We start from the raw sequence: 25726 nt of genomic DNA on the forward strand, positions 1-25726 counted from the left end.
ATGGGCAGTGCAATGAATACCTGGTACAGCAGATCGTTGGGTGAAGGCACCGTTGTCTACCGCCGCTTGCGCGCGTTGAACGAACTTCGTCATCACGTCTGTCCGGACGTTCCCTGTCCGTACTCGCTGTATATGGACGCGGACAGCGCAGAGACCATTGTGTTGTTTGATCCCGAGCAGATTCTGCTGGCCACGGCATTTGGCGCATTGCCGTGTGGGCAGCCCCTGATCAACGGCGTTCGCCTGATCGATCTTGAATATCGCCCGCTGCCTGTCACTGTTCAAAGTGCACAGATGTTTAGCGCGTCACCGATACACCCTCAATTTCGGTCGTACGCTGAATACCGTGCGTGATGAGCGGTGGCATTGAACCATAAAGCTGATAGTAGATTGGAAGGGGCTCAAGCGTGAGCGGGTTCGGTTGCTGTCAGTATTGCTTACAGGAGATTCATAATGGCTGTGGCCGTTGTCAGACTGGAAGGTGAAGATATTCCCCTCGAACACCGGCAGTCAGGTGCTACTGCTGTCTTTCGCGTCAAAGATGATCAGGGCGCTGAACTGTATTTTGACGATGAAGTTGAAGCGGCCAAGTCGGCGGTTGAGTTAAGCGACGCCGAGCAGTCCTGAATCACCAGGCGTTCGGGCTGTCTGCACTCATTCATTGATAAGCAGGCTTAATATCGCATCGGTAAATTCTGCCGGCGCCTCTTGTGGCACATTGTGGCCCACTCCCGCGATCACCAGCCGTCGTACTGGCCCTGCAAAGCCCTTCACCGCAGAACGTTCATCGCGTTTCGATGAGACCCCATCGTCTGCACCCGCCAGAACTACTGCAGGCACCGTGATCTGTGGCTTTCGCGCAAGCCGCTCCTGAAGAACGCCATATTGGGGATCGCTCGGCGCCAGTCCATAGCGATGGCGATAGGAGTGCACCACGACGTCAACAAAGTCTGGGTTTTCGAACGACTGCGCGGTATCCGTAAAGGTGGATTCTGCGAATGGCCAGGTCGGCGACCAGAGCTTCCACAGCAACCGACAGAACTCAGCCCGATTGGCCGCAAGGCCCGCGCGGCCGCGTTCGCCGTGGAGGTAAAACTGGTACCACAGGCGTCGCTCGGCTTCGGGCGATGCCGGGGTGTTTGCCGAGGCAATGTCTTGAATGTTGTAGCCAGGGTCGCAACTGACCAGCCCCGTCACCCGTTCCGGCCACAGCGCGGCTACCACACACGCGGCGCGCCCACCCCAGTCATAACCGGCGAGAATCGCTTTCGGGATTTTCAATGCATCCAGCAGCGCCAGCAGATCTGCCCCCAGTGCCGCCTGTTCACCCGAGCGGGGCGTGGCTGAATCAAGAAAGCGGGTTGGGCCATACCCCCTCAGGTACGGCACGATGCAGCGACAGCCCGCCTGGACAAGCCGCGCCGACACCTCGTTGTACGCGTGAATATCATAGGGAAATCCGTGGAGCAATACGACAACAGGGCCATCGCCAGGGCCCATGTCGCGATAGGAAACATTCAGCACGCCAGCCACTATGTTCTTCACGGGAGTACTCCAGCAGACAGTACCAGCGAAGCCCTGGCGAATGCCGGGCTTATGTATGAGGTGTATAGGTTCGAGCGATTCAATTGCGCGATTGGCAATTGCAGACTAACGAGAGTGCGCTCATCCAGTCACCGATGCTCGCGCAACAGGCGCGCGCATCGGGAGATCAGCAATGGAGCGACGGTCTATATCCCGTTCCCCGTTGACAGGCCGATCAGGAAACCCAGGATTCGACTGTGTCGGAACCGTGTTCGGCTTTCCATTCTTTCAAGGTTTTGTGATTGCCACCTTTGGTCTCGACGACTTCACCGGTGTGCGGGTTTTTGTAGACTTTAACGGCGCGGGCTTTGCGAGTGGTCTTCTCGGGCGCGCTGGTGTGCTTGCCCTGCTTGGATCCGGTTGGGTGATCCAGGATCGAAATAATGTCTTTCAGGCTCTTGTTGTATTCGCCGAGCAGCGTACGCAATTTGCCTTCGAATTCGATTTCCTGTTCCAGGCCTTTATCACCTTTCATGGCTTCGAGGGCAGCGAGCTGGTCGGCAAGGTGACGTTCAAGCTGGCGGTATTCAGCAAGTTTTGACATTGGAACTCCATGTTTCGGTTTGTTGATACTGACGTGCGGCGTTAGCACTGGCGAACATTGGAGCGCACGGTGGTTACTGGTGTAACCGTAGACACTGTAGTGCGAGTGGGCGCATGGATGCCAGCACTAACAGCAAACTTTTCTGACTTAACTCCAGGGTTGTCGACGGCTGGGCCTCAGGTTGCTTTAAAACATGTGAGCCGATCAGAGTTGAGCCAGCGCTGCAGGCTGCACGGCCGGGTTCAATGCGGGTTTCAATGCCAGTCCGCCAAACGAGGTGGTGGGGTCTACATACCGCAAGGCCGACTTAATGTCTTTCCAGCCGACGTAATTCATCAGGCTTTTAATATCCCAGCCGTTGCCAGACGCCCAAGTTGCAAATCCTCGGCGCATGGAGTGGCTGCTGTAAAGGTCGTCGGGCAAACCGGCGTCTTTGAAGATGCGCCGCAACATCGGCACCAGGCTGTGTGAATTGATTGCCTCTACGGACACGTTACCCCAGCGGTCGATCCGCCGGAACACTGGCCCCTGAGTCAGGCCGGCCACGGTGATCCAGTTGATATAGGCATTGACCGGGCAGAGTGTCTTCAGTGCCGGGGTGCGGAACGTGGCACCCTCATGCTGGCGATCACCTTTGCTGTACGGCAGGTAGAAGCTGATGCCTTCGCCGGCCTGCGCCTGGGTGTTGCCGATGTCCAGCCTGGCCAGCTCATCGCCGCGAAACCCTCGCCAGAAACCGATCAGCACCAGGGCGATGGAGCGCCGATGGCGCATCAGCGTCTTGTGATCGCCGCGCTGCCACGCAGCGTCGGCCTCGTTCTCCAGCCAGGCGACCGCTTGCTCAAGGTGACGCAACAGCAAAGGCGCCGCCTGTTTGGCCTGCGCCGGATGCACGACCCGGATGCCTTTGAGCAGTTGCCGTACGGTGGGCGTTTTGGTCGGGTCCGGGAATCCCTGGGTAACGTGCCATTGGGCGAGGGCCGCCAGACGCTGCTTCAGCGTGCTGATGGCGTGCTTGTCCGCGTACTCGGCGAGATAACGCACGATGCCATCGCCCGTGGTGGGCAGGTAACCGCCCCAGGCCACTTCGAAATGCTCGATCGCGGCCCGATAGCTGCGACGTGTGTTGGCTCGGGTGCCTGCTGACAGGTATCGATCTGCTTTTTCCATGTATCCCTCGATCGGCGTGACACAGGCGCTTTGCCGGCTTTGGTCGCCGCTTAACCATCTGAGAGGCGATAAAGCACTATTATCGGCTGCTGTAAGAAACATTTCCACACAACGTTTTAGCTGATAACGTAGCCTGTAATAACGTGTTACGTAACACGGTACGAAATTGTAGGAGCGGACATGGCACGCGGCGGGATCAACAAGGCACTGGTAGAGCGCGCGCGACTGGCGTTGCTGAGCAAGGGCGCGTATCCCAGCATCGACGCCGTGCGCGTAGAGCTGGGCAATACGGGTTCGAAAACCACCATTGCCCGGTACCTCAAGGAACTCGACGTCCAGGCGCCTGCCGAAGCATCCTCGCGGGAGCGCATGGGCGATGAGCTAAGGGCGCTGGTTGAGGGTTTGCTTGATCGACTGACGGAGGAGGGCGCGGAGGTCATTGCCCAGGCACAGGCGGAGTTCGATCACCAGCGAGCAGGTTGGGAAACCCGATTGGAAGCCCTTGAAGTGGAGCTCAAAGCAGCCAGGCATCAGTGCGAATCGCAACATGCCGCGTTGACCGATCAGGGCGCTCAGCTGCATATCACCCATTCCTCATGGCAGTCGGAACTGACGCGAAATGCCGGTCTCAGTCAGCAGTGTCAGGACCTTGAGGTGCGGGTACGGGACAGGGACGTGCAAATCCAGTCCCTCGAAGAAAAGCATGTGCACGCCCGCGCGGCGCTGGAGCACTACCGCGAGGCCATCAAGGAACAGCGCGAGCAGGATCAGCGTCGTCACGACGCCCAGCTTCAGCAGATTCAGCTTGAGCAACGAAAACTCCAGGAGACGCTGATCATCAAGCAGGATGAATCCACGCGCCTGACCCGCGACAACGAGCGTCTGCTCGGCGAACTGCGCCAACAGGCGCGGGTGCTCACGGATCAGCACGACCAGGCGCAGCGCCTCGCTGCGGAACTTCGCACTGCCCAAATGGCCACCGCGAAAGCCGACGGCGCCCGTGAGCAGCTGCAAGAGCAACTGGCGGCCATAAAAGCGGAAAGTAAATCCCTGGCGAAAGCGCTGGCATTGGCCAATGAGCAATGGGCGCAGGCCAATCAGCGGCTTGCGGTTCTGAGCGAGGACAACGACAGCCTGCGCGCTCAGGTGCAGCTCAACATTGCCACACCGCCGCCGATACAGCCGTAAGCGACCCACCGGTCTTCAGCTTGCGGAAATCCATGTCCTATCAGCCCAACCCCGATGTCATCAAGCCCGCCACTCCCTCGACCGTGGCCTTGGCGCGGGGCTCGTTGTTCAAGTTTGTGTTCCTGCTGGCAGGCGTGTTTCTGCTGGCCGCTTACTTGTTGATGTTCCTCGCCCACGACCTTGATCACACCGAGGAACTCGAAAGCGCGTTCTATACCGAAAAAGCAGTGCGCTCCCTGCAGAAAACCCTGACCGTCACGGTCAAGGACTACGCCTTCTGGGGCGATGCCTACCGCTACCTGCATCTGAAGGTCGACCCCGACTGGGCATTTGTCCGTCAGAACATCGGATCGACGCTGTACAGCGATTTCGGGTTTCAAGGCGTGTTTGTCATTGATGACGCCGATCGCACGGTGTATGCCGTGGTTGAAGGCGAACTGGAAAAGGCCGATGCCGAGCCGTGGCTGGGCCCTGCCAAGGACCTGCTGCTGGCCAGGGCTCGGGAGGGCGCCGAGACAGAAACCCCGTTCACCGCTTTCATCGACCTGAACGGTACACCCGCGCTCGTCGCCGCAGCCGCCATCACGCCCGGCACCGACCCAAGCGTCAGCGCGGACGACCGGCTGCACTCGGTGTTGATCTTCGTCGACGTGCTGGACGACGCCAAGCTGGCCGTTCTGGGCAAGGAGTACGGCGTGGAGGGGCTGCACGTCGCCACGCCGGACGAGCGCCAGCAAGTGTCGATCTTCCCGCTGGGTGAAGGCGGGGCTGCGGGTGCTTTGCACTGGACGCCGCCCGCGCCGGGGCAGCGGTTGCTGGCCCTCGGTCTGCCACTGATTGGGCTGGCCGCCGCGCTGGTGTGCCTGATGACCTGGGCGATTTTGCGACGCACCACCGCTGCCGCGCGGTCCCTTGACGACAGCTATGCGTCCCTACAGAAAAGCGAGAGCGCGCTCGCCACCAGTGAAGCGCGCTTTCGTGACGTGGTCGAGGCCAGTTCGGACTGGGTCTGGGAAATCGACAGCGAAGGCCGGTTCACTTACCTCTCTGACCGCTTCGAAAGCGTGACCGGCCTGCACCGTACGCAGTGGATCGGTGCCCTGATGGACGACCTGCTGCAAACCGAACTCGGCCAAGTGTCCCAGTGGCTGGCGATCCCTAACCGTCGCCCTGACATCACCATCCAGTGCCGCTATCTGGAGACCTGCGGCCGCGAACGCATCAGCCGCCTCTCGGCGCGTTCGATGGCGGCGGGCGGATTCCGTGGCACGGCCACCGATGTCACCGAAGAAGTGGAAGCCCGCCGACGCATCGAATTTCTCTCCCAGCACGACGCCCTGACCGGGCTGCCCAATCGGGTCCGGCTGCAGGAGTTTCTCGACGGCAAACTGAAAGCGCTGCCGACACTCGACTCGCCACTGGTGATGCTGAGCATCGACCTTGACCGCTTCAAGCCGGTGAATGACCTGCTCGGCCACGCCGCCGGCGATCGGGTGCTTAATGACGTGTCCAGTCGGCTGTCTGATTGCGTGCGCCATGGCGATCTCGTCGCGCGGGTCGGCGGCGACGAATTCGTGCTGATCCTCAGCGAGGCCCAGACTCAGGACGAAGTCGAATCGCTGTGCCGGCGACTGATCGAGTCCATCGAACGCCCGGTGCTGATCGACGACCAGGAGATTTTCGTCAGCGCCAGCATTGGTATCGCCATGGCGCCCACCGATGCCCGCGAAGCTGCCGAACTGCTGCGGTACGCGGACATCGCGCTGTATGAGGCCAAGGCTGGCGGCCGTGGCACCTGGCGGTTCTACGCAGGCGACATGAACGCCAGGATCATCGAACGCCGCCGTCTTGAGAGCGACTTGCGCTACGCGATCAAACACGACGAGCTGCGTCTGCATTTCCAGCCACGCTTTCGCATTGCCGACGGCGAAATGGTCGGCGCCGAAGCGCTGGTGCGTTGGCAGCATCCCCAGCGCGGCCTGATTCCGCCGGACACCTTCATTCCCATCGCCGAAGAAAGCGGATTGATCATCCCCCTCAGCGATTGGGTCATGAAGCAGGCATGCAGCGAAGCCGCGCGCTGGCCGAAACAGCTGTTCGTTTCCATCAACCTGTCGCCTGCCGAGTTCAAGCGCGGCAATTTGCCCGCGCGTGTTCAAGCGGCCCTCAAGGCCACCGGCATCGAACCGTCGCGGGTCGAACTGGAAATCACCGAAGGGGTGATGATCGAGGACGCTGTCGGCGCGCTGGACGTCATGCGGACCCTGAAGCAGCTGGGGGTGCGCATCGCCATGGATGACTTCGGCACCGGGTATTCGTCGCTGAGTTACCTGCGTACGTTCCCCTTCGACGGGCTGAAAATCGACCGCAGCTTCCTGACCCGGCTCAGCGAAAGCGAAGGCGACCGCTCCATCGTGCAGGCCATCGTCGGACTGGGTCGGGCGCTTTCGCTCACTGTCACGGCGGAGGGCATCGAAACCGCTGAGGACCTGCAATTGCTCAAGTCAGTGCAGTGCGAGGAGGGTCAGGGCTATTTCTTGAGTCACCCGCTGACCGCCTCGGACTTCCACGCGCTGTTGGCAGCGAGAAATACGGCGGCGCTGGGCACAAACGTATAAAGTGCGCGCGCTGCCCTCGCAGCGCTTCTTGCATCACACCTGCTGCCGCACCCGGCCACTGTTTATTTCTGGAGTGTTCATGACCCGACCGCGCGCTGTTTTCACCGAAGGCTCGGTGGCCCGGCACGTGTTGGTGATGTCGAGCACCAGTGCGTTGAGCCTGCTCGCGGTATTCCTGGTGGACATCTTCACGCTGCTCTACGTCTCGATGCTCCACGATCCGTTGCTGCTCGCCGCGACGGGGGTGGCGAAGGTCTTGATCTTCCTTAACAGCGCTGTGTCCAGCGGACTGATCATTGCCGCGGCGACGGTACTGTCCGAGCGGATCGGCCATCGCGCCTCGAAAGCGTCATCCCGGCTGATCACGCACTTGATGCTGATGGTGGTGATCGCGGCAGGCGCGGCGGCGGCGTTGCAACTGGCGCTGCTGGTGCCGCTCACCCATTGGCTCGGCGCGGACGCCAGCACCTACGAAGCCGCGCGAATTTTCATCTGGCTGACCCTGCCGTTCAGCGTGTTGCAATCGGCCATGCAGATGTCGGCGCAGATTCTGCGCACCGCCGGCGACAGTCGCCGCGCCCTGTGGGTCGTATTGTCAGGTGCGGCAACCCTGGCCCTGGCGGACCCGCTGTTCATTTTTGGTTTTGGCCTCGGCCTGGAGGGCGCGGGGATTTCCTATGCGCTGTCGGCCCTGGTGTCCCTCGGGCTTGGCATTTACTGGTTGCGCGCCCAACTGGCGATGCCGTTTTCCCTCCGCTGGCGGCTGCTACGCCTGCACGCGCGCAAGGTCATGCAGGTCGGCTTGCCGGCGATGGTCGGTAATCTGGCCACGCCCGTGGGCCTGACCTATCTGGTCTCGTCGATCGGTGCCTATGGCACGTCGGCGCTGGCGGCCATGTCGGTGATGGACCGGGTCATGCAGTTCGCCTACTGCGTGTTCTTTTCCCTGCCCAGCGCGCTGGCGCCCGTGCTGGGGCAGAACATCGGCGCCCAGCGCAACGCTCGCGTTGCCTCGGCCATCGGTTTCAGCCGCAAGCTGGTCATCGTTTATGGCCTGCTGGTCTGGGGCGTGCTGCTGCTGGCAGCCAATCCACTGGCCGACACCTATGAAATGGATGGGGTCGGGCGAGCAATCTTTCTGGCGTTCTGCCACGTCGGCGGCGGACTGTGGGCGCTGATCGGGCTGGACTTCGTCGCCACCGCGATGTTCGTCACCCTGGGCCGGCCCTGGCTGGTGGCGCTGTTCGCCTGGCTGCGGGCGACGCTGGGCACCGTGCCGTTCGTGCTCGGCGGGATTCATCTGTTCGGCGCGGCCGGTGCGTTCCCGGCCATGCTGACCGGTAACGCATTGATCGCCGTGACTTCGATTACAATCGCGTCCCTGACCGCCAGACGGTTTTTCCAGCGCCGGAGCGCCGCGCAGGCGGTGGCGTGAGCAGGCCGTTGCCGCGCTCGTTCAGGCTTTATCCGAATCAACGAGACAAGGTGTTATGACAGACGACGAATCAGGGAATGACTCGCCCGAGGTGGCCTCACCGAAACGGCGTCGTGCGCCCAAAGGTGAAATGCGTCGTGCCGCCTTGCTCGACGCGGCGACAGTGATCTTCGCCCGCAACGGTTATTCCAGCGCGTCGATGAAGGATGTCGCGCAGCTCGCCGGCATTACCACCGTCGGCCTGCTGCATCACTTTCCGAACAAGGAAGCGCTGCTCAATGCGCTGCTGGAGCGTCGGGATCAGCGGGTGGTGTCGCGGTTCAGTGAACTGACCATGGAGATGACGCTGGAGGGGTTCGTGCGCTTTCTGAAGCAAAGCATGAGCTTCAGTGTGGAGAGTGCCGGGGAGTGCCAGGCAGCGATGGTGCTGAACACGGAGAGCCTGTCGAATCTGCACCCTGCATTCAACTGGTACAAAGAGCGCTTTCACATCACTCATCATCACGCTCAGGGCCACCTGAAGGCGTTGATCGAGGCGAAAGAAATTCGTGAGGACATTGAGGTGAGCGCGATGGCTCAGGAGATTTTCTCGGTGATGGATGGCTTGCAGATCCAGTGGCTGCGGGCACCCGATGAAGTGGATGTGATGGCCGTGTTCGATATCTATCTACGGCGCCTGAAAGCGGATATTCAAGCTCGTCCCTGAGCTTGAATGGTGCGGCTTAGTAGGTCTGGGCGGTGCTGACCTGCACTGCTTTGCGCAGTGGTGACGGCAGCGGGTTGCTGTCGCGGGTGGTCAGGTGTTCCGGGAACAGCGTGATCAAGGTGCGATCCAGCGGCAGGTCCTCGGAATCAGGCCCTACGAGGATCTTGAACTTGCCGGCGTCGACATCCCAGCTGTCGGTTTTCTCGACGTAGTACGCCAGGGAGCGCGAATCGATCGGGATGCTCACGGTCTTGCTTTCGCCCGGTTGCAGGTAAACCTTGGTGAAGCCCTTCAACTCCTTCTCAGGACGGTCAACCGCAGGGTTTGCAGGGTGAACGTACAGCTGCGCGACCTCGAAACCGGCCTGGGAACCGCTGTTGGTGACGGTGAATTTCACGTCAATCGTGCTGCCCGGCGCCATCACATTGGTCGACAGCTTCAGGTTGCTGTAGTCGAACGTGGTGTAGGACAGACCGTAGCCGAACGGATACAGCGGCTTGGCGTGCTTCTTGTCATAACCGCGATAGCCCAGGTAGATGCCTTCGCTGTAGTTCATCTCGGTCAGCGCGTTGTCACCCAGGTACTGCTTGGGGTCGGAGTACGACGGGTAGCTCGGGTTGTCCTCGATCTTCTTGTCGATGGTGATCGGCAATTTGCCCGACGGGTTGACCTTGCCATAGAGAATCTCGGCCAGAGCCTGACCGCCTTGCTGACCCGGGAACCAGGCGTGCAGGCTGGCGCCCACTTTGTTCGCCCAAGGCTGCATGTCCAGCGCGCCGCCGCTGTGCAAGACCACCACGGTGTTGGGGTTGGCCTTGGTGGCGTAGGTGATCAGGTCGGACTGGTACTCAGGCAACGCATAGTCGTGGTCGTTGGACTCGCCTTCGTACTCGAAATTGGTACCGGCAGCGATCACCACGGCATCGTACTTGGACAGGTCCTTCGGTGGACGCAGAGACGCCCAGCTCATTTGAACGCCCGCCATGCCGCCCAATACCGGCGTGAAGTTGCCTTGCAGGCGACGGTATTCCAGCTTGACCGTGTATTCCTTGCCAGCTTGCAGTCGCGCGGTTTTGCCGGAGGTGACCAGTGCGTTGATCAGGTCGAAGGACTTCTGGGTGCCGTCGTTTTCCAGCACCAGTTCGTCGTTGACCCACAACTTGAACGCACCGTCGGCACGCACTTTGAAGACCTGCTCGCCGGAAATGCTCGGCTTGATCTTCGAGGTGAAGCGTGCGGAGAACGCGCCTGGCGTGGTGTTGAAGCCAGACACCGCAGTGACGCCGCTATCGGTGGTGTTGGTGTTGGTGGTCCAGCTCAGATTGACGCCCGGCTCGACGCGGGTCGCGGCAGGAGAACCGGCCAGCTCAGTGTTGGAGAAGTACTCGGCCTTCACACCGGTGTTGCTGATGCCGTTCTGCCCGGTGCTCGGCTGATACCAGACGGATGCTTTGGGATTGAGGCTCATCTCGCGCAGGTACTCGACGTTCGCGCCCTTAGAGGCCAACTGCTGCAGGCCGCTGAGTTCGGTGACGTAGGTGTTCGGTGGCGAGTTGGGTGTGCCGAATGGCGAAGTCGGCGGCTGCAGGGCCAGGTCGCCGATCACGGCAATCTTCGCATCGCGTGCCAGCGGCAGCAGGGGTTTGCCCGCCGAGGTCTTCTCGTTGCGCAGCAGGACAATGGATTCGCGCGCCATGTTCAGCGCCGCACGTTGACCGTATTCCGGATGATCAAGTGTCTGGGCCTTGTTCAGTTGCTTGTCGAAACCGTAGCTCACCAGCGCGCGCAGGTTGCGCTTGACCTTGTCGTCGATGACGTTCTGGGTCAGCTGACCGCTCCAGAGGTAAGGCAGCAGCTTGGCTTCGGTGAATTGCAGGCCTGACGGCATGTCGATGTCAGTACCGGCCCAGGCGCCTTTGAACGCATCCTGCACCGAGTTGAAGTCGCTCATTACGTTGCCTTGATAGCCCCATTCACCCTTGAGCACTTCGGTCAGGAAATGATGGTTTTCACAGGCGTAATCGCCGTTGATCTTGTTATAGCCGCACATGATCGACGCGACGTTGGCGTTCTTCACCAGCGATTCGAAACCCGGCAGATACAGCTCGCGCAAGGTGCGCTCGTCGGCCTTGATGTTGACGTAGTGACGGTTGGCTTCCTGCTCGTTGGCCAGGAAATGCTTGCCCGCTGCCTGAATGCCCTGGGCCTGGATGCCGTTGGCGATGGCCGGGCCCATGACGGCGCCGAGGAACGGGTCCTCGCCACTGACGTATTCGGCGGAGCGACCGCCAAACGGTGTGCGGTACAGGTTGACACCCGGGGAGAGCATTTGCTGACCGCCGGAGATCCGCGTTTCGTAACCGATCGCCAGACCGAATTCCTTGGCGCGGTTGATGCTCCAGGTCGCGGCCAGGGCAGACTGCGCCGGGTATTGCGCGCCGAACGTGGCGTTGTTGACGTGCACACCCATCGACGAGTCGTAGGCGATGGTGCCTTCCATGCCCCACTTGGGCAGTCGGGGGATCATGTGGCCGTCGTCAACCCGGGTGAAGTTGATCTTCTCCGAGATGTTCATGTTGTCGAGCACCGCGCCAACGCGGGCTTCAACCTCGTTGCCGGTCATCGGCGTGGCGGCGTGAACGAGGGTGGCCTGGGCAACGCTGATGGCCAGCAGGCTCAACGCCATAGTCTGTTTGAAAGCTGACAAGGGCAACGTCCTCGTGGGCGGGTGGCAGTTCGTGATGTCGTGGCGGTCGGTCATGGCTTTTGCACCAGTACCGGCGCATCACCGGTGTCGACGGGAGCATCAAGCACCGCAGAGGAGGTCTTGGTGGTCGGCACGGCTACCTTGTCGACGCCAGAAAGCTGGTCGCGCTGTTTTTCAACCTGGGCGCGAACGGTTTCTGCAGAAGTTGCGTTTTGACTGGACGTGGAGTCCGCCGCAACAGCAGCAAAACTGCAGGCGCCGAAAAGCACGACGCTGCAAACAGACAGCAGGGGTCTATTCATCGATTGTTTCTCGATTGATGGGGTGTGGAAATTAAATAAACGTGCAAACCCGTCCAGAGGGGAACAGGACGAACGTTAAGTCCGGGGAATCTACTGATTAGTTCAGGGTTTGCAAGATTATTTTTTAATTAGACGAGCGGTGAGTGAAAAGGCACCTTGATCTCGGTTTCTGAGCAGGGTCCGGCGCTGGGAGCGAGATGAAAAACCGGATTTCTGCGCAATAAAAATCCAATATAATCGCTAAAAATTCAGTAAGTAGGCGTAGTCATCGCCAATCGTGGTTAGAAATTGCTATGTAGAAAACCTAATTGCTATTAGGTTTAGCTTGCTGGTAAGCTCTCCCGGCGCTGAGTAATCCTCGACAAATCAGACGACTGCATAGCCGCCTTAGTTGCCGGTACACAGTCGCCAGCTTTGGCGGTTATTAGCACTTGCTTGTTGATGAGCAAGCCGTTTACAGCATTAAAGTTAAAGCCGAATTGATTGTCAGCCGCTGGATGAATTGTCCGCGGCTTATAACCCGTGGGCGCGATTAAACGAGTTAACCGTTTATTAGTTAATAAAGTGCCTCACGCCGTTATCCATCCAGACCTTAAACCACCATGCCCCTAAAGCCGCTCGACGCCAGACAACTGAAGATTCCGGACGCCGAGCAGGTCTGCGCGTGGCTGTCGGCGAACGCCGGGCTGAAGGCTGCTGACCTGGAGCGGGCGCGGCGCTTGATGGCCGAATCCGAAGGCGCCGGGCTGCTGGCCTTGCTGACCCGCCTGGGGCTGGTCTCGGAAACCGAGATGGCTCGGGCCTGGGCAGCGCTGCTGCAGACGCCGCTTCTGACACTTGACGCCGCGGCCGACATGCTTGATCCGTTGCCGGCCTTGACCGAGCGCTTCATGCGGCATTTCCAGGTCGTGCCCCTGGCGTGGCGTGAAGACGGTCTGCACGTGGTGTCGGCCAACCCCTGCGAGCCCTATGCGTTTGAAGCCATTGCCTATTGCTGTCAGGTGCCGGTGTGGCTGTCGATCGGTTCGCGCAATGACGTCGACACGCTGATCGAGCGCTATTACGGCCAGGGTCGCAGCGCCATCGGCACGCTGATCGAATCCCTCGACGACCACAACGGGTCGCCCGAAGACATCGAGCACTTGAAAGACCTGGCCTCTGAAGCGCCAGTGATTCGCCTGGTCAACCTGATCCTGCAGCGGGCCGTCGAGCAGCGCGCCTCGGACATTCACATCGAGCCCTTCGAGAGCCAGCTGAAAGTGCGTTATCGCATCGACGGCGTGCTCCACGAAGCCGAAGCGCCGCCGTCCAGTTCTTCGGCAGCGGTGATCTCCCGCCTGAAAATCATGGCGCGCCTCGACATCGCCGAGCGGCGCTTGCCCCAGGATGGCCGGATCATGCTGCGGATTCAGGGCAAGGAACTGGACCTGCGGGTGAGCACGGTGCCCACCAGTTTCGGCGAGTCGGTGGTCATGCGTCTGCTGGATCGGCAGACCATCAATTTCGACTTCCCCAGCCTGGGTTTCGACGGCGAGCGCCTTGATGCCTTTCTGGCGGTGCTCGAACGGCCCCACGGCATTCTGCTGGTGACCGGGCCGACCGGTTCGGGCAAGACCACCACGCTCTACACCGCGCTGTCGCGGCTCAACACGGCCGAGCGCAAGATCATCACCGTCGAAGACCCGGTGGAATACCAGCTCGAAGGGATCAACCAGATTCAGGTCAAGCCGGCCATCGGCCTCGACTTCGCCGGGGCGCTGCGCTCCATCGTCCGGCAAGACCCGGACGTGATCATGATCGGTGAAATGCGCGATCTGGAAACCTGCCGCATCGCCATTCAGTCTTCGCTGACCGGGCACCTAGTGCTGTCGACGCTGCACACCAACAGCGCGGCGGCAAGTATCACGCGCTTGCTGGACATGGGCGTCGAGAGCTACCTCATCGCCTCGACGGTCAACGGCATTCTCGCCCAGCGCCTGGTGCGCCGCCTCGATCCGCTCACCCGCGAAGCCTTCGAAGCCCCTCAGGCGCTGATCGACGAACACGAGCTGGAGCGCTTCACCGACGAGCGTCCGATTCTTCTCTACCGCCCGCGCAGCGACGCGCCGGGCGGCGGTTATCGCGGCCGCAGTGCAATCACTGAATTGCTGGTGATGAACGAAGAACTGCGCAGCCTGCTGATGAGCCGCGCCGATGCCTCGACCCTCGAGCACGCCGCGCGGCGCGCCGGGTTGCGCACCTTGCACGAGGAGGGTTTGCGGCAGGCGGTGGCGGGGATTACCTCGCTCGAAGAAGTCCTGCGCGTGACCCGAGGCGAATGACATGACGCCGTTCAAATACCGCGCGCTGGACGGACAGGGCACTGAACAGAACGGGCTGCTGGATGCCGCCGATCGCGACGCGGCCATCGCCCTGCTGCACAAGCGCGGCTTGATGGTGTTGCAGATCGAGCCGTCGAGCCTGGGCGGCCTGCGTCAGGCTTTGGGCCGCGGCACGTTGAGCGGCGCTGCGCTGATGAGCTTCACCCAGCAGCTGGCGACCCTGCTCGGTGCCGGCCAGCCGCTGGAACGTTCTCTGACCATTCTGCTGCGCCAACCCGGTCAGTCCCGTAACCAGATTCAGACCCGCGCGCTGATCGAGCGCATTCGCGAGCAGGTCAAGGCCGGCAAGCCGCTGTCCGTGGCCCTGGAAGAAGAGGGCCGGCAGTTTTCGCCGCTGTACATCAGCATGGTCCGGGCCGGCGAAGCCGGCGGGGCGCTGGAAAACACCCTGCGTCAGCTCAGCGACTACCTGGAGCGCAGCCAACTGCTGCGCGGCGAGGTAATCAATGCGCTGATCTACCCGGCGTTTCTGGTGGTCGGCGTGCTCGGTTCCCTGGCGCTGCTGCTGGCTTACGTGGTGCCGCAGTTCGTGCCGATCTTCCGCGACCTCGGCGTGCCGATTCCCTTCATCACCCAGGCGATTCTCTGGCTAGGGCAGTTCCTCAGTGACTACGGGCTGATGCTGCTGGCCGGCAGCATTGCGTTGATCTGGGTCATCGCCTTGCGAGCCCGCGACCCCCAACGGCGGTTGCGACGTGACCGGCGTCTGCTGGGCATGGGGGTGATTGGCCCCTTGCTGCAGCGCATCGAAGCGGCCCGGCTGGCGCGCACCCTCGGCACGTTGCTGAGCAATGGCGTGGCGCTTTTGCAGGCGCTGGTCATCGCCCGGCAAGTGTGCAGCAACCGGGCGTTGCAGCAGCAGGTTGAGCAGGCCAGTGAGTCGGTGAAGGGCGGCGGCACGCTGGCCAGCGCGTTCGGCGAGCAGCCGCTGCTGCCGGACCTGGCCCTGCAAATGATTGAGGTCGGCGAACAGGCCGGCGAGCTGGACACCATGTTGCTGAAGGTGGCCGACGTGTTCGACGTCGAGGCCAAACGCGGCATCGACCGCATGCTCGCCGCGCTGGTGCCGACCTTGACCGTGGTCATGGCGATGCTGGTGGCGGTGATCATGCTGGCCATCATGCTGCCGCTGATGAGCCTGACCAGCAATATCTGAAGCCCAACCCTTTCAATCAGAGAACCAGACCGATGCGCCGCACTCCGTTTACCGCTGCAACCCGCCGCCAGCGCGGCTTCACCTTGCTGGAGATGCTCGCGGTCATCGTGCTGCTGGGCATCGTGGCGACCATCGTCGTGCGCCAGGTCGGCGGCAACGTCGACAAGGGCAAATACGGTGCCGGCAAGGCGCAACTGGCGAGCCTGAGCATGAAGATTGAAAGCTATGGCCTGGACCTGGGTTCGCCGCCGAAAACCCTGCAGCAACTGGTGGAAAAACCGGCCAACGCCTCAGGCTGGGCCGGGCCGTACGCCAAGCCGTCGGACCTCAAGGACCCGTTCGGTCATGCCTTCGGTTACCGTTCCCCGGGTCAGCACGGTGCGTTCGACCTGATTTTCTACGGTCAGGACGGCCAGCCCGGCGGTGAAGGCTACAACGCCGACCTGGGCAACTGGGAGTAACCGGCGAGCATGAACGCACCTGGGGCAAGCCGTGGTTTTACCCTGCTGGAGATGCTGGTGGTCATCGTCTTGATGAGCATCGGCATCGGCGTGGTCGGGTTCGGCTTGCACAAGGGTTTGCAGCAGGCGGCTGATCGCCAGTTGCTCGAGCAAATGGTTCAGGCCCTGCGCACAACCCGCAGTGCGGCGATTATCAGCGGCCAGACTCGCGAGACCTCATTCGACCTAGACCGCCGCAGCTTTAAGGCACCCGGCAGACGGCCGCAACAATGGCCCGCCGAGGTGGGCGTGCAGCTGAACACGGCGGCGGATCTGAATGCAGCGTTCGCGTTTTACCCGGACGGCAGTTCCAGCGGCGGCAATCTGCAGGTGTTCCAGGGCGATCGGCGTTGGCGCATTGACGTTGGCTGGCTGACCGGCAGCGTCAAGAGCCGCGCGTTGCCATGAAGGCCCACATCGGTCAGGCCGGTTTCACGCTGCTGGAAATGCTCGCCGCGCTGGTGATCATGGCCCTGTGCAGTGGCGTGCTGCTGATGGCGTTCGGGCAAAGCGCTCGCTCGTTGCAGCAGGTTGATCGCGCGGACCGGCTCAGCCAGGCGGCGCGTTCGGTGCTCGATGATCAGGCCGTCGGCGTGTTGCAGCCGGGGCAGAGCAACGGCGTGATGGACGGCGGCATCCGGTGGGCCATGGGCGTCTCGGCGTTGCCTGCCAACGCTGGGCAGCCACGCCTGTTGCGGGTGGAGCTGACGGTCAGCGCAGGGCGGCGTGAGGCACACTTCAGCACGCTGCGGCTGGTCAATCCGGCGAAGGCGGGCGCCCAGTGAACAGTCAACAACGCGGCTTCACGCTGCTGGAAATCATGATCGTGCTAAGCCTGCTTGCGGTGCTGCTGACCCTGGTCGGCGGCGCGCTGGTGGGTGCCAACCGCGCGGTGATCAAGGCCGATCACTACACCTCACGCCTGGATGAGCGGCGGGCTGCCCAAAGCTTTTTGCGTCAGGCCATCAGCCAGGCGCTGCCGCTGGATTTGGCGGAAAACGACCATTCCGGCGCAGGGCTGTTCGTGGGTACGGCGCAACGCATGCAGTTTGCAGCGACCCTGCCGGGCAACCTGGGGGGCGGCATTCAGCGGCACACCGTGGAAGTGTCCGGTCCGCCAGCGGACCGTCGCTTGCAGATCGCGTTCGCCCAGGTCCAGGACAATGTATTGCGCGCCTGGGGCGAGCCGCAGGTGCTGCTTCACGGCGTGAAAGGCTTGTCTTTGAGCTATCGCGGCATGACGCCAAAAGGTGAGGCCACCGGCTGGCTGAATGAATGGCCGTGGCCCAACCGTTTGCCTCACGCCGTGCGCGTCGAGGTGCAGATGGACGGCCTGGTGAACTGGCCCGGCGAAGTGATTGCCCTGCGCCTGGACCTGTCCGGCGGGGCTTCCGGTGCTGCATCAACTGCGGGAGGCGGGCAATGAATCGGCAGCGCGGCGTGGCCCTGTTGCTGGTGCTCTGGGCATTGGCGACGCTGAGCCTGTTGCTCGGCGGTCTGGCCGGCTGGGTACAGCTCGAAACGCGCCAGGCGTTATGGCAGCGACAGCATACCCAGGCGCTGCTGGCCGCCCAGGCCGGCATGAATCTGGCGTTGCAGGCATTGCTGGACGGGAATCACCGACCGCGCTGGATCGCCGATGGCCGCGCGGTGCCGCTGGCCTTCGACGACGCGCGGATTGTGCTCAGCGTCAGCAGCGAGCGCGGCAAGCTCGATCTGAATGCGGCCAGCAACGAGGACATCGCCCGCGTCGCCCAGGCCTGCGGCGCTGATCGCGATCAGTCGACGCAGCTGACCCGAGGCTTGCAGGCACGTCGCGACGGGAGCGCCGCGCCGTTGCGGGTTATTGAAGAACTGCGTCAAGTCCCGGGCATGACCCAACGCCTGTACCAACGGATGGCGCCGGAAGTGACGCTGTGGAGCGGCCTGTCGCGGCCAGACGCTGCATTCGCCTCGCCATTGCTGCGCAGCGCCCTGGACCTGGCAACACAGACAGCCACGGGCACCGACCCTGGCAGCGTGCTGAGCATCGACAGCCAGGCACAACTGCCGGACGGCGTCATCGCCCGGCTTCAGACCACCGTTCTACTGTCCCCATCGGAGGGTAACGCTCAGCCGTATCGGGTGCTGCGTTGGCAAGAATGAATTTACTCTTTTCAGTCCCAGCGCCGCTTCAGGCGTATCTGGCTAATGTTGAACGGCGCTGGCAGGGCAGCGTGGCGCAAGGTGTCTGGCAGCGCTGGCTGGCCGAATTGCGCGGTTGCGTGCCGGCGCGGTGGCGTCATCGGCTCAGGCCCCAGGTAGCCGTGCAGACCCATCGCTGGCCGATCGTGACGCCCACGCCTGAAATCCAGGCCAGCGCCCGCCAAGTGCTAATGCTGCCGACCACTGTGGTGATGATCCATCGCCTGCAATTGCCGACAGCGGCCGCGCGGGCTCTCACTGCCGTGGTCGGCTATGAGCTGGACAAATACACGCCGTATCCCCGCGATCAATTGCTCTATGTCGTGCGCCAGGACGGACGCAGCGCGGGCGGGTTGCAGATCACCCTGATTGCCATCCTCCGCGAGCGCATGCACGCGATTCTGGCGGAGTGCGCCGCCCAGGGCCTGACGCCGCAACGGGTGGACGTGTGCGCAGAGGACGGCACCCCGCTGGGGATCGATCTGCTGCCCGAGTCCGCGCGCCCATCGAACCCGCGCGGGGGCGTGGACCGGCGTCGTGTGCTTGTCGGCTTATGCGCCGTGCTGCTCGCCACGCTGATGGGCCTGTGGCTGCACGATCGTCAGCAACGCCTGGAAGGCATGCGCGCGACAGTGCAGTCGCTGAAAGGCCAGGTGGCGCAGGTTCAGCAGCTGCGTCAGCAACTGACCAACACCCTCGGCGCCGCCGATTACCTGACCCGGCACAAGGCCGCGCGCCCGACCATGGCTGCGCTGATGAGTGAATTGACCGCCTGCCTGCCCGACGACACCTGGCTGGAGCAACTGGAAATCGACGCTGACGACGTGTCGTTTTCCGGCCAGAGCGTGCGTGCCAGTGCGCTGATCGGCCGCTTGAAAGACTGCCGCAGCCTGGAAAACCCGCAGTTCCAGGGCGTGATCCAGCCCGACGCTGCCAGCGGCAAAGAACGCTTCGCCCTGCACGCACGCTTTCATCAGGAGGCCGCCGATGCGCCGAACGCTGATACCCCGTGAATTGACGCCCCGTGAGCGTCGCGGCGCTGCGTTGATCGTCCTCGCCCTGGTGATGGGCGCAGGCTACTGGCTGCTCATCGACAGCTGGTTCGCCGGCCCGCTGCGGGACATGGGCGAAGAGACCGAGCAGCTCAGGTCCCAACAACAACGCTACGTTGGCCTGGTGCAACAGCGCGAAAGCCTGAGCGCAGCGCTGGAAAGCGCCGAGCAGGACCCGGCCAGCAGCGCGAGCCTGTTGACCGGCGAAGACCCCAGCGCTGTTGCCGCCGATCTCATGCAGCACGTCGCGGACGTCATCATGGCCCAAGGCGCGAAAGGCGCCGGCTGCACGCTCACTCAACGGATGCCGATCACCCCGGAACAGGACGGCAGCGAGCCGTTTCGCCAGGTCAAGGTCAGCGTCACCCTGGAATGCGCCATCGAGCCGCTGATGGCGGTGTTGCACGGGCTGGAATATCAGCGGCCGTTGCTGTTCATCGATCACATGAGCGTGCGTCGCGCGAGCAATGCGCCGGGCAAAGGCGGGGCAGGGCGACTGACTGTGCAACTGCTGATTCGCGGCTATCTGCAGCCGGTTGCTTCAAAGGCAACGGCCGATCAAACCGACCCAGCGCAGGCCGCCCCATGACGCGCTTCCCGATCACGGTCGAGCGCGTGCTGATGGCCGTCGCTCTCGTATTGCTGGCGCTGATCGCCCTGGTGCTCACCGGCACCTGGCAGTCCGCGGACTGGCTGCCTGTCGAAGCGAACCATCGCCCGGCCTTCGCGGCAAAAGCGCCGACATTAGCGCGCGTGGAATTGCCCGGTCTGGCCAGCAGCTGGCAGACCCCGCTGTTCAGCGTCGATCGCCGTCCGGACCTGCAACAGTCTGGCACTCAGGCAGCGTCCAGCCTGGCCGGGCTGACCCTGACCGGTGTGCTGCTCGACGGCACGGTGCAGCTGGCATTCATCAAACCGGCCACCGGCCCGGCGCTGAAAGTTCGCCTCAACGGGCCGCTGCCCAACGGCTGGACCCTGCGCGCGATCAGCCCGACGAGTGCCACGTTTGGCCTCGGCGAGCGCAACGAAACCCTCACTGTTCGGCGCCTGCGATTGCCAACGCCGTCGACTCAACCACCGCTTTCCCTTTCCCGTGAAGACCTCCATGAACCTGCCCCGTAATCCTTCCCTGCGCCGTGCCTCTAGCACGAAACCCGTCGCGACGCTGCGTTCGCCCTTGTTGTGCCTGGCAGCGGCCGTCGCCTTGAGCGGCTGCACCACCGCGCCGACGGCCCTTGAGCCGGACAACGGCATGCTGCGCGAGGCGCTGGACGGAACCGGCACCCAGCGGCGGCCGGTCGACCCGCGCAGCGAGCAAATGCCGGTTCAGGCGCAAGCCAGCCCCGCGGACAGCTCGACGGCGACTACCGGCACACGGCAGATCATCCGGGGCACCCAGCGCTTCGTGAAAACACCGGCGCCGACAGCCGCAACGCCCCAGGCGGCGGAAGGCGACATCGTCTTCAACTTCGCCAACCAGCCCATCGAAGCGGTGGTCAACAGCATCCTCGGCGACATGCTTCACGAGAGCTACACCATTGCCCAAGGGGTGAAGGGCGAGGTGAGCTTCTCCACGTCCCGGCCGGTCAACCCGCAGCAGGCGCTGTCAATTCTGGAGACCCTGCTGTCGTGGACCGACAACGCGATGATTCGTCAGGGCAATCGCTACGTCATCCTCCCGGCCAGCCAGGCGATTGCCGGCAAGCTGGTGCCGGAAATGGCCGTTGCCCAGCCGTCTGCCGGGCTGTCGGCTCGGTTGTTTCCGCTGCGTTATATCTCCGCCACCGAAATGCAGAAACTGCTCAAGCCGTTTGCCCGGGAGAACGCGTTCCTGCTGGTGGACCCGGCCCGCAATGTGCTGAGCCTGGCGGGCACCACCGAGGAGCTGGCGAACTATCAACAGACCATCGACACCTTCGACGTCGACTGGCTCAAGGGCATGTCGGTGGGCGTGTTCGGCCTGCAGCGGGCCTCGGTGAGCGAGCTGATGCCGGAGCTGCAGAAGCTGTTCGGACCGGACAGCGGCATGCCGTTGGCAGGGATGGTGCGCTTCCTGCCCATTGAGCGGACCAACTCGGTGGTGGCGTTTTCTTCCCAGCCGGAGTACCTGAACGAGGTGGGCACGTGGATTCGCACCATTGATGAAGGCGGCGGCAACGAGCCGCAGTTGTACGTGTACGACGTGCGCAACATGAAGGCCACCGACCTGGCGAAATACCTCAAGCAGATCTACGGCACGGGCGCGGTACAAGAGGAAAGCGCTGCCAAGGTGGCGCCGGGTTTGCGCACGCGCTCGATGTCGTCGCTGACAGGCGGCACGTCAGGCGGTACTTCTGGAGGGCTGGGTTCGGGCAGCGGATTGAGCGGCAGCGCCGGTTTGAACAGCAGCGGCCAGGGCGGCATGTCCCAAAGCGGGCTTCAAAGCACGGCAGCTTCGGACGACGAGCCGGAACAAGACGCGGACGCCAGCAGTGACAGCGGTGCCGACGACAGCAGCTCATCGGCCACTGCGGCCTCGGGTAATGGGCAAAAAGGCCTCGACTCAACCACCCGCATTTCGGCGCAGAAAAGCAGCAACCAACTGCTGGTGCGTACGCGCCCGGCGCAGTGGAAGGAGATCGAAGCAGCGATCAAGCGCCTGGACAATGCGCCACTGCAAGTGCAGATCGAGACGCGGATTCTCGAAGTCAAGCTGACCGGCGAGCTGGATCAGGGGGTTCAGTGGTACCTCGGCCGCCTGGCCGGCAATTCCACCAGCACCACCGTCGCTAACACCGCCGGCAGTCAAGGTGCGCTCGGTGGCGGCGGGGCCGGTCTCGGGGCCACTGATTCGCTGTTCTATTCCTTTGTCAGCACCAACCTGCAAGTGGCGATTCATGCCCTGGAAACCAACGGCCGCACCCAGGTGCTGTCGGCGCCGTCGCTGGTGGTGATGAACAACGAAAACGCGCAGATTCAGGTTGGCGACAACATCCCCATCAGTCAGACGACGGTCAACACCGGCGTCTCGAACACCACCCTGAGCAGCGTCGAGTACCTGCAGACCGGCGTGATCCTCAATGTCGTGCCGCGCATCAACCCGGGCGGGCTGGTGTACATGGACATTCAGCAGCAGGTCAGCGACGCCGACGGCACGGTGACGGTGAACGGCAACCCGCGCATTTCGACGCGCTCGGTGTCGACCCAGGTGGCGGCGCAAAGCGGGCAGACCGTGTTGCTCGGCGGGCTGATCAAGCAGGACAACAGTGACAGCGTCAGCGCCGTGCCCTATCTGGGCCGGGTGCCCGGGCTGGGCTGGTTGTTCGGCAATCGCAGCAGATCCAAAGACCGCACCGAGTTGCTGGTGCTGATCACCCCGCGGGTCATCAACAGCAGCAGCCAGGCGCGCCAGGTCACCGACGATTATCGTCAGCAGATGCAGCTGTTGAACGGCGCCGGTGCCCCACAAGCCCTGCGCTAGACGCTTGCAAAGGTGTAACAAAGTTTTCCGGGGCGCGGGGTGTGGGCGTTAATATGGGCGGGAACGCTTGCGAACGGGTGGCTCGGACCTCCCGCTTTCGCCCACTTCCCACCCGGGCGCCATCACCGGCCCCCACACGGAAAACCAACAATGATCTTGAGAGTGACTGGGGTGGTGATGGCGATTTTCGCCATTGCCCTGTTGTACATGGGTGCGCAACTGGTGGCCGCCGGCGGCTCGGCGGCGTACTCGATTATCGCCTTGGCGGTATTGGCCTCGGCGGTGCTGCTGATGCTGAAAAAGAAGTCGGCGCTGACGGTGTATGCGCTGCTGATGTGGGCGATTCTGATCTGGATCCTCTACGAGGTCGGCTTCGACAAATGGCAGTGGATTCCGCGCGGCGACCTGTTCGCACTGCTGGGTCTGTGGCTGGCGCTGCCCTGGGTGGTGCGTCCGCTGTACAAGGCACAGAACCCGGGCGACACGCGTCGCTTCCACCCGTTTCTGGGTGGCACCGTGGGCGTGATGATGCTGATCGTGCTGGCGGTGATGGTTTACGACCCGTACCCGGTAGCCGGCAAAATCGACGCCCCGCTGGCAGCGCGCAGCACGGGCGAAGCCGGCAGTGACTGGGTGGCCTACGGCGGCACGAACAACGGTCAGCGTTTCTCCAGCCTCGACCAGATCAATGCGGGTAACGTGAAGAAGCTGACCGTGGCGTGGGAATACCACACCGGCGACCTGCGTGATGCCGCCAAAGACGCCGGCGAGTACACCTTCGAAGCGACGCCACTGAAGGTCAACAACCGAGTCTACTTCTGCACCGCGCACAACGAAGTGCACGCGCTGAACCCTGAAACCGGCACGCTGGACTGGAAGTGGGCGCCGGAGAAGAACCGCTCGTACCTGCAGCAGCACCAGACCTGCCGTGGCGTCAGCTACTACGCCCCGGCGGCAACCGCTGCGGCCGATACCTCACCGAGCCAATGCGCCAAGCGCATCATTACTGCCACCGCAGACGCAAGACTGGTGGCCCTGGACGCTGACACCGGCACGCTGTGCAGCGATTTCGGTACAAATGGCGTGGTCGATCTCAGCGCCAACATGGGCGAGATCCGTCCCCATGCGCTGATGCAGACCGCCGCGCCGCTGATCGCCGGCGACTTGGTCATCGTCGGCGGTTCGGTGATGGACAACGGCTTCAACGACGGCAACCCGTCGGGTGTCATCCGTGCCTACAACGCCGTGACCGGTAAGCTGGTGTGGAATTTCGATCCGGCCAATCCTGAGATGACCCAACCCATCGCAGCCGACCAGAACTACCCGCAGGACACGCCAGTGGCATGGGGCACGTTGAGCGCCGACATGAAAAATGGCCTGGTGTTTGTGCCGTTCGGCAACGCCTCGCCGGACGAACTCGGCATCAACCGTGATCCGAACAGCAACACGGAAAAATTCCGTGACACGCTGGTGGCGCTGGACCTGAACACCGGTGCGTTCAAGTGGAAATTCCAGTCCTCGAACAACGACCTCTGGGACCGCGATAACCCGTCGCAGCCGACCTTGATGGACGTGGGCAAGGAGGGCAGCAAGCAGCCGGCGCTGCTGTTGCCGACCAAAGTGGGCAACATCTTTGTGCTGAACCGACTGACCGGCGAGCCGATTGTGCCGGTCGATCAGGTCAAGGTGTCGACCCGGGGCGGCGTGCCGGGCGAGCAGTTCGCGCCGACTCAACCGGTGTCGAAGATCAACTTCATCCCGGAAGCGCTGAGCGAAAAATCCATGTGGGGCCTGACGCCGTTCGATCAGATGTCCTGCCGGATCACTTATAACAAGCTGCGCTACGACGGTAATCCGTGGACGCCGAGCACCGAGCAGGGCTCGATTATCTTCCCGGGCAACATCGGGGCGTTTAACTGGGGCTCGGTGGCGGTTGATCCGGATCGGCAAATCCTCATCGCTGCGCCGGTGCGTCTGGCCTACACCTACAACCTGATCAAGCGCACCCCGGAAACCGCCGAGAAGCGGCTGTTCACCCAGGACGGCACGCCGTACTGGAACGAGAACTTCAAGGGCGATTATGCGATTCGCATCAAGCAATTCGCATCGGCGCTGGGCGTGCCGTGCATTGCGCCACCGTGGGGCCGCATGGTCGGGGTTGACCTGAGCACCGGCAAAACAGCGTGGATGCGTCGCACCGGCACCACTAAAAACCTCAAGACCGCCTTCCTGCCGGGCCGCTTCCCGATTGGCTTCCCGATGGGCATGGTCGCCCATGGCGGTCCGCTGGTGACGGCGGGCGGCGTGGTGTTCCATGGCGCCACGGCGGACAACTTCATCCGCGCGTACGACATCAACACCGGTGACGTGCTCTGGGAGAAGGAGCTGCCAGCCGGCGGTCAGGCCACGCCTTCGACCTACCTGGGCAGCGACGGCAAGCAGTACGTCGTCATCTCGGCCGGCGGGCACGGCTCGCTCGGCACCACCTTGGGCGACAGCGTGATCGCGTTCCGCCTGGATTGATTGACTGACGTGCGACCAGGGCCGTGACGCAGTGGTGCGTCACGGTCTTTTTTGTGATGGCATCCCGCACATCCGAGGGTGCTCACACCGGCGTCTTCCCGGCTGAAGCCGGTCCCACTATGGGTATGCGTTCGCCCTGTAGGACTGGCTTTAGCCGGGAAGGCGTCAGATGCCACACCGCTGAATATGTGCCGCTTACGCTGGCCTGTTCCCGGC

23 protein-coding genes are annotated in these 25726 nt (G+C 62.6%); 18 read left to right on the forward strand and 5 right to left on the reverse strand.

The window, feature by feature from the left end; translation table 11 throughout:
* Positions 1-12 precede the first annotated feature (12 nt).
* Together AC3ISG_RS12135 and AC3ISG_RS12140 are read left to right on the forward strand one after the other, a co-directional pair.
* Complete coding sequence (locus tag AC3ISG_RS12135; protein WP_489299399.1) at positions 13-354, forward strand: hypothetical protein; 342 nt, start codon at positions 13-15, stop codon at positions 352-354.
* A 99-nt stretch (positions 355-453) separates the two neighbouring features.
* Positions 454-627, forward strand: coding sequence for a hypothetical protein (locus tag AC3ISG_RS12140; protein WP_163022165.1), 174 nt, complete (start codon positions 454-456; stop codon positions 625-627).
* 27 nt (positions 628-654) lie between these two features.
* Here the strand turns inward: AC3ISG_RS12140 and AC3ISG_RS12145 are convergent, their stop codons facing one another.
* The 3 genes from AC3ISG_RS12145 to AC3ISG_RS12155 all read right to left on the reverse strand — a co-directional run bounded on the left by AC3ISG_RS12145 (position 655) and on the right by AC3ISG_RS12155 (position 3298).
* Entirely contained in the window at positions 655-1500 is an 846-nt protein-coding gene (locus AC3ISG_RS12145) for an alpha/beta fold hydrolase (RefSeq protein ID WP_489299513.1), read from the reverse strand.
* 259 nt (positions 1501-1759) lie between these two features.
* Positions 1760-2128, reverse strand: coding sequence for a histone-like nucleoid-structuring protein, MvaT/MvaU family (locus tag AC3ISG_RS12150; protein WP_122537008.1), 369 nt, complete (start codon positions 2126-2128; stop codon positions 1760-1762).
* A gap of 204 nt (positions 2129-2332) precedes the next feature.
* Positions 2333-3298: a tyrosine-type recombinase/integrase gene (locus tag AC3ISG_RS12155; RefSeq protein WP_489299400.1), complete on the reverse strand. Its 966-nt coding sequence runs from the start codon at positions 3296-3298 to the stop codon at positions 2333-2335.
* Between the two features lie 180 nt (positions 3299-3478).
* Here AC3ISG_RS12155 and AC3ISG_RS12160 point away from each other — a divergent pair, with 180 nt between their 5' ends.
* From AC3ISG_RS12160 to AC3ISG_RS12175, 4 genes are all read left to right on the forward strand, one after another.
* Positions 3479-4486, forward strand: a complete 1008-nt coding sequence (locus AC3ISG_RS12160; RefSeq protein WP_489299401.1) for a DNA-binding protein — start codon at positions 3479-3481, stop codon at positions 4484-4486.
* 32 nt (positions 4487-4518) lie between these two features.
* A complete protein-coding gene (locus AC3ISG_RS12165; RefSeq protein ID WP_489299402.1) occupies positions 4519-7104 on the forward strand; it encodes a bifunctional diguanylate cyclase/phosphodiesterase in 2586 nt (861 codons plus the stop codon).
* Positions 7105-7183: 79 nt separating this feature from the next.
* Positions 7184-8539 (forward strand): MATE family efflux transporter, encoded by a 1356-nt coding sequence (locus AC3ISG_RS12170; protein WP_122624974.1) that lies wholly within the window; start codon positions 7184-7186, stop codon positions 8537-8539.
* A gap of 55 nt (positions 8540-8594) precedes the next feature.
* Positions 8595-9245: a TetR/AcrR family transcriptional regulator gene (locus AC3ISG_RS12175; RefSeq protein WP_489299403.1), complete on the forward strand. Its 651-nt coding sequence runs from the start codon at positions 8595-8597 to the stop codon at positions 9243-9245.
* A 16-nt stretch (positions 9246-9261) separates the two neighbouring features.
* On the opposite strand, the gene AC3ISG_RS12180 is transcribed toward AC3ISG_RS12175, so the two are convergent.
* Both AC3ISG_RS12180 and AC3ISG_RS12185 read right to left on the reverse strand, forming a co-directional pair.
* A complete protein-coding gene (locus AC3ISG_RS12180; protein WP_489299514.1) occupies positions 9262-11931 on the reverse strand; it encodes a beta-glucosidase in 2670 nt (889 codons plus the stop codon).
* Between the two features lie 71 nt (positions 11932-12002).
* Positions 12003-12254, reverse strand: a complete 252-nt coding sequence (locus AC3ISG_RS12185) for a hypothetical protein (protein WP_122624976.1) — start codon at positions 12252-12254, stop codon at positions 12003-12005.
* A gap of 602 nt (positions 12255-12856) precedes the next feature.
* Here AC3ISG_RS12185 and gspE point away from each other — a divergent pair.
* From gspE to AC3ISG_RS12245, 12 genes are all read left to right on the forward strand, one after another.
* A complete protein-coding gene (gspE, locus tag AC3ISG_RS12190; RefSeq protein WP_489299404.1) occupies positions 12857-14575 on the forward strand; it encodes a type II secretion system ATPase GspE in 1719 nt (572 codons plus the stop codon).
* 1 nt (position 14576) lies between these two features.
* A complete protein-coding gene (gspF, locus tag AC3ISG_RS12195; RefSeq protein ID WP_489299405.1) occupies positions 14577-15791 on the forward strand; it encodes a type II secretion system inner membrane protein GspF in 1215 nt (404 codons plus the stop codon).
* A 32-nt stretch (positions 15792-15823) separates the two neighbouring features.
* Positions 15824-16252 carry a type II secretion system major pseudopilin GspG gene (gene gspG / locus AC3ISG_RS12200; RefSeq protein ID WP_122537017.1) on the forward strand — a complete coding sequence of 143 codons (429 nt, stop codon included), beginning with the start codon at positions 15824-15826 and terminating at the stop codon, positions 16250-16252.
* A gap of 9 nt (positions 16253-16261) precedes the next feature.
* The gene (locus tag AC3ISG_RS12205) at positions 16262-16699 is read left to right on the forward strand and encodes a GspH/FimT family pseudopilin (protein WP_489299406.1); all 438 of its coding nucleotides are present in this window, start codon (positions 16262-16264) and stop codon (positions 16697-16699) included.
* Positions 16696-17076 (forward strand): type II secretion system protein, encoded by a 381-nt coding sequence (locus tag AC3ISG_RS12210; RefSeq protein ID WP_489299407.1) that lies wholly within the window; start codon positions 16696-16698, stop codon positions 17074-17076. The genes AC3ISG_RS12205 and AC3ISG_RS12210 overlap by 4 nt, the downstream gene beginning before the upstream one ends.
* Positions 17073-17717 carry a type II secretion system protein GspJ gene (locus tag AC3ISG_RS12215; RefSeq protein WP_489299408.1) on the forward strand — a complete coding sequence of 215 codons (645 nt, stop codon included), beginning with the start codon at positions 17073-17075 and terminating at the stop codon, positions 17715-17717. Before AC3ISG_RS12210 ends, AC3ISG_RS12215 begins: the two co-directional genes overlap by 4 nt.
* A complete protein-coding gene (locus tag AC3ISG_RS12220) occupies positions 17714-18436 on the forward strand; it encodes a type II secretion system minor pseudopilin GspK (RefSeq protein ID WP_489299409.1) in 723 nt (240 codons plus the stop codon). Before AC3ISG_RS12215 ends, AC3ISG_RS12220 begins: the two co-directional genes overlap by 4 nt.
* Complete coding sequence (locus tag AC3ISG_RS12225) at positions 18433-19488, forward strand: PilN domain-containing protein (protein WP_489299410.1); 1056 nt, start codon at positions 18433-18435, stop codon at positions 19486-19488. The genes AC3ISG_RS12220 and AC3ISG_RS12225 overlap by 4 nt, the downstream gene beginning before the upstream one ends.
* Positions 19478-20116, forward strand: coding sequence for a type II secretion system protein GspM (gspM, locus tag AC3ISG_RS12230; RefSeq protein ID WP_489299515.1), 639 nt, complete (start codon positions 19478-19480; stop codon positions 20114-20116). The genes AC3ISG_RS12225 and gspM overlap by 11 nt, the downstream gene beginning before the upstream one ends.
* A complete protein-coding gene (locus AC3ISG_RS12235) occupies positions 20113-20649 on the forward strand; it encodes a hypothetical protein (RefSeq protein WP_489299411.1) in 537 nt (178 codons plus the stop codon). The genes gspM and AC3ISG_RS12235 overlap by 4 nt, the downstream gene beginning before the upstream one ends.
* Entirely contained in the window at positions 20633-22987 is a 2355-nt protein-coding gene (gspD, locus tag AC3ISG_RS12240; RefSeq protein WP_489299412.1) for a type II secretion system secretin GspD, read from the forward strand. Before AC3ISG_RS12235 ends, gspD begins: the two co-directional genes overlap by 17 nt.
* A 150-nt stretch (positions 22988-23137) precedes the next feature.
* Positions 23138-25510, forward strand: a complete 2373-nt coding sequence (locus AC3ISG_RS12245) for a membrane-bound PQQ-dependent dehydrogenase, glucose/quinate/shikimate family (RefSeq protein ID WP_489299413.1) — start codon at positions 23138-23140, stop codon at positions 25508-25510.
* The last annotated feature ends 216 nt before the right edge of the window (positions 25511-25726 follow it).

The sequence above is a fragment of the Pseudomonas sp. GL_135 genome (assembly GCF_057834665.1).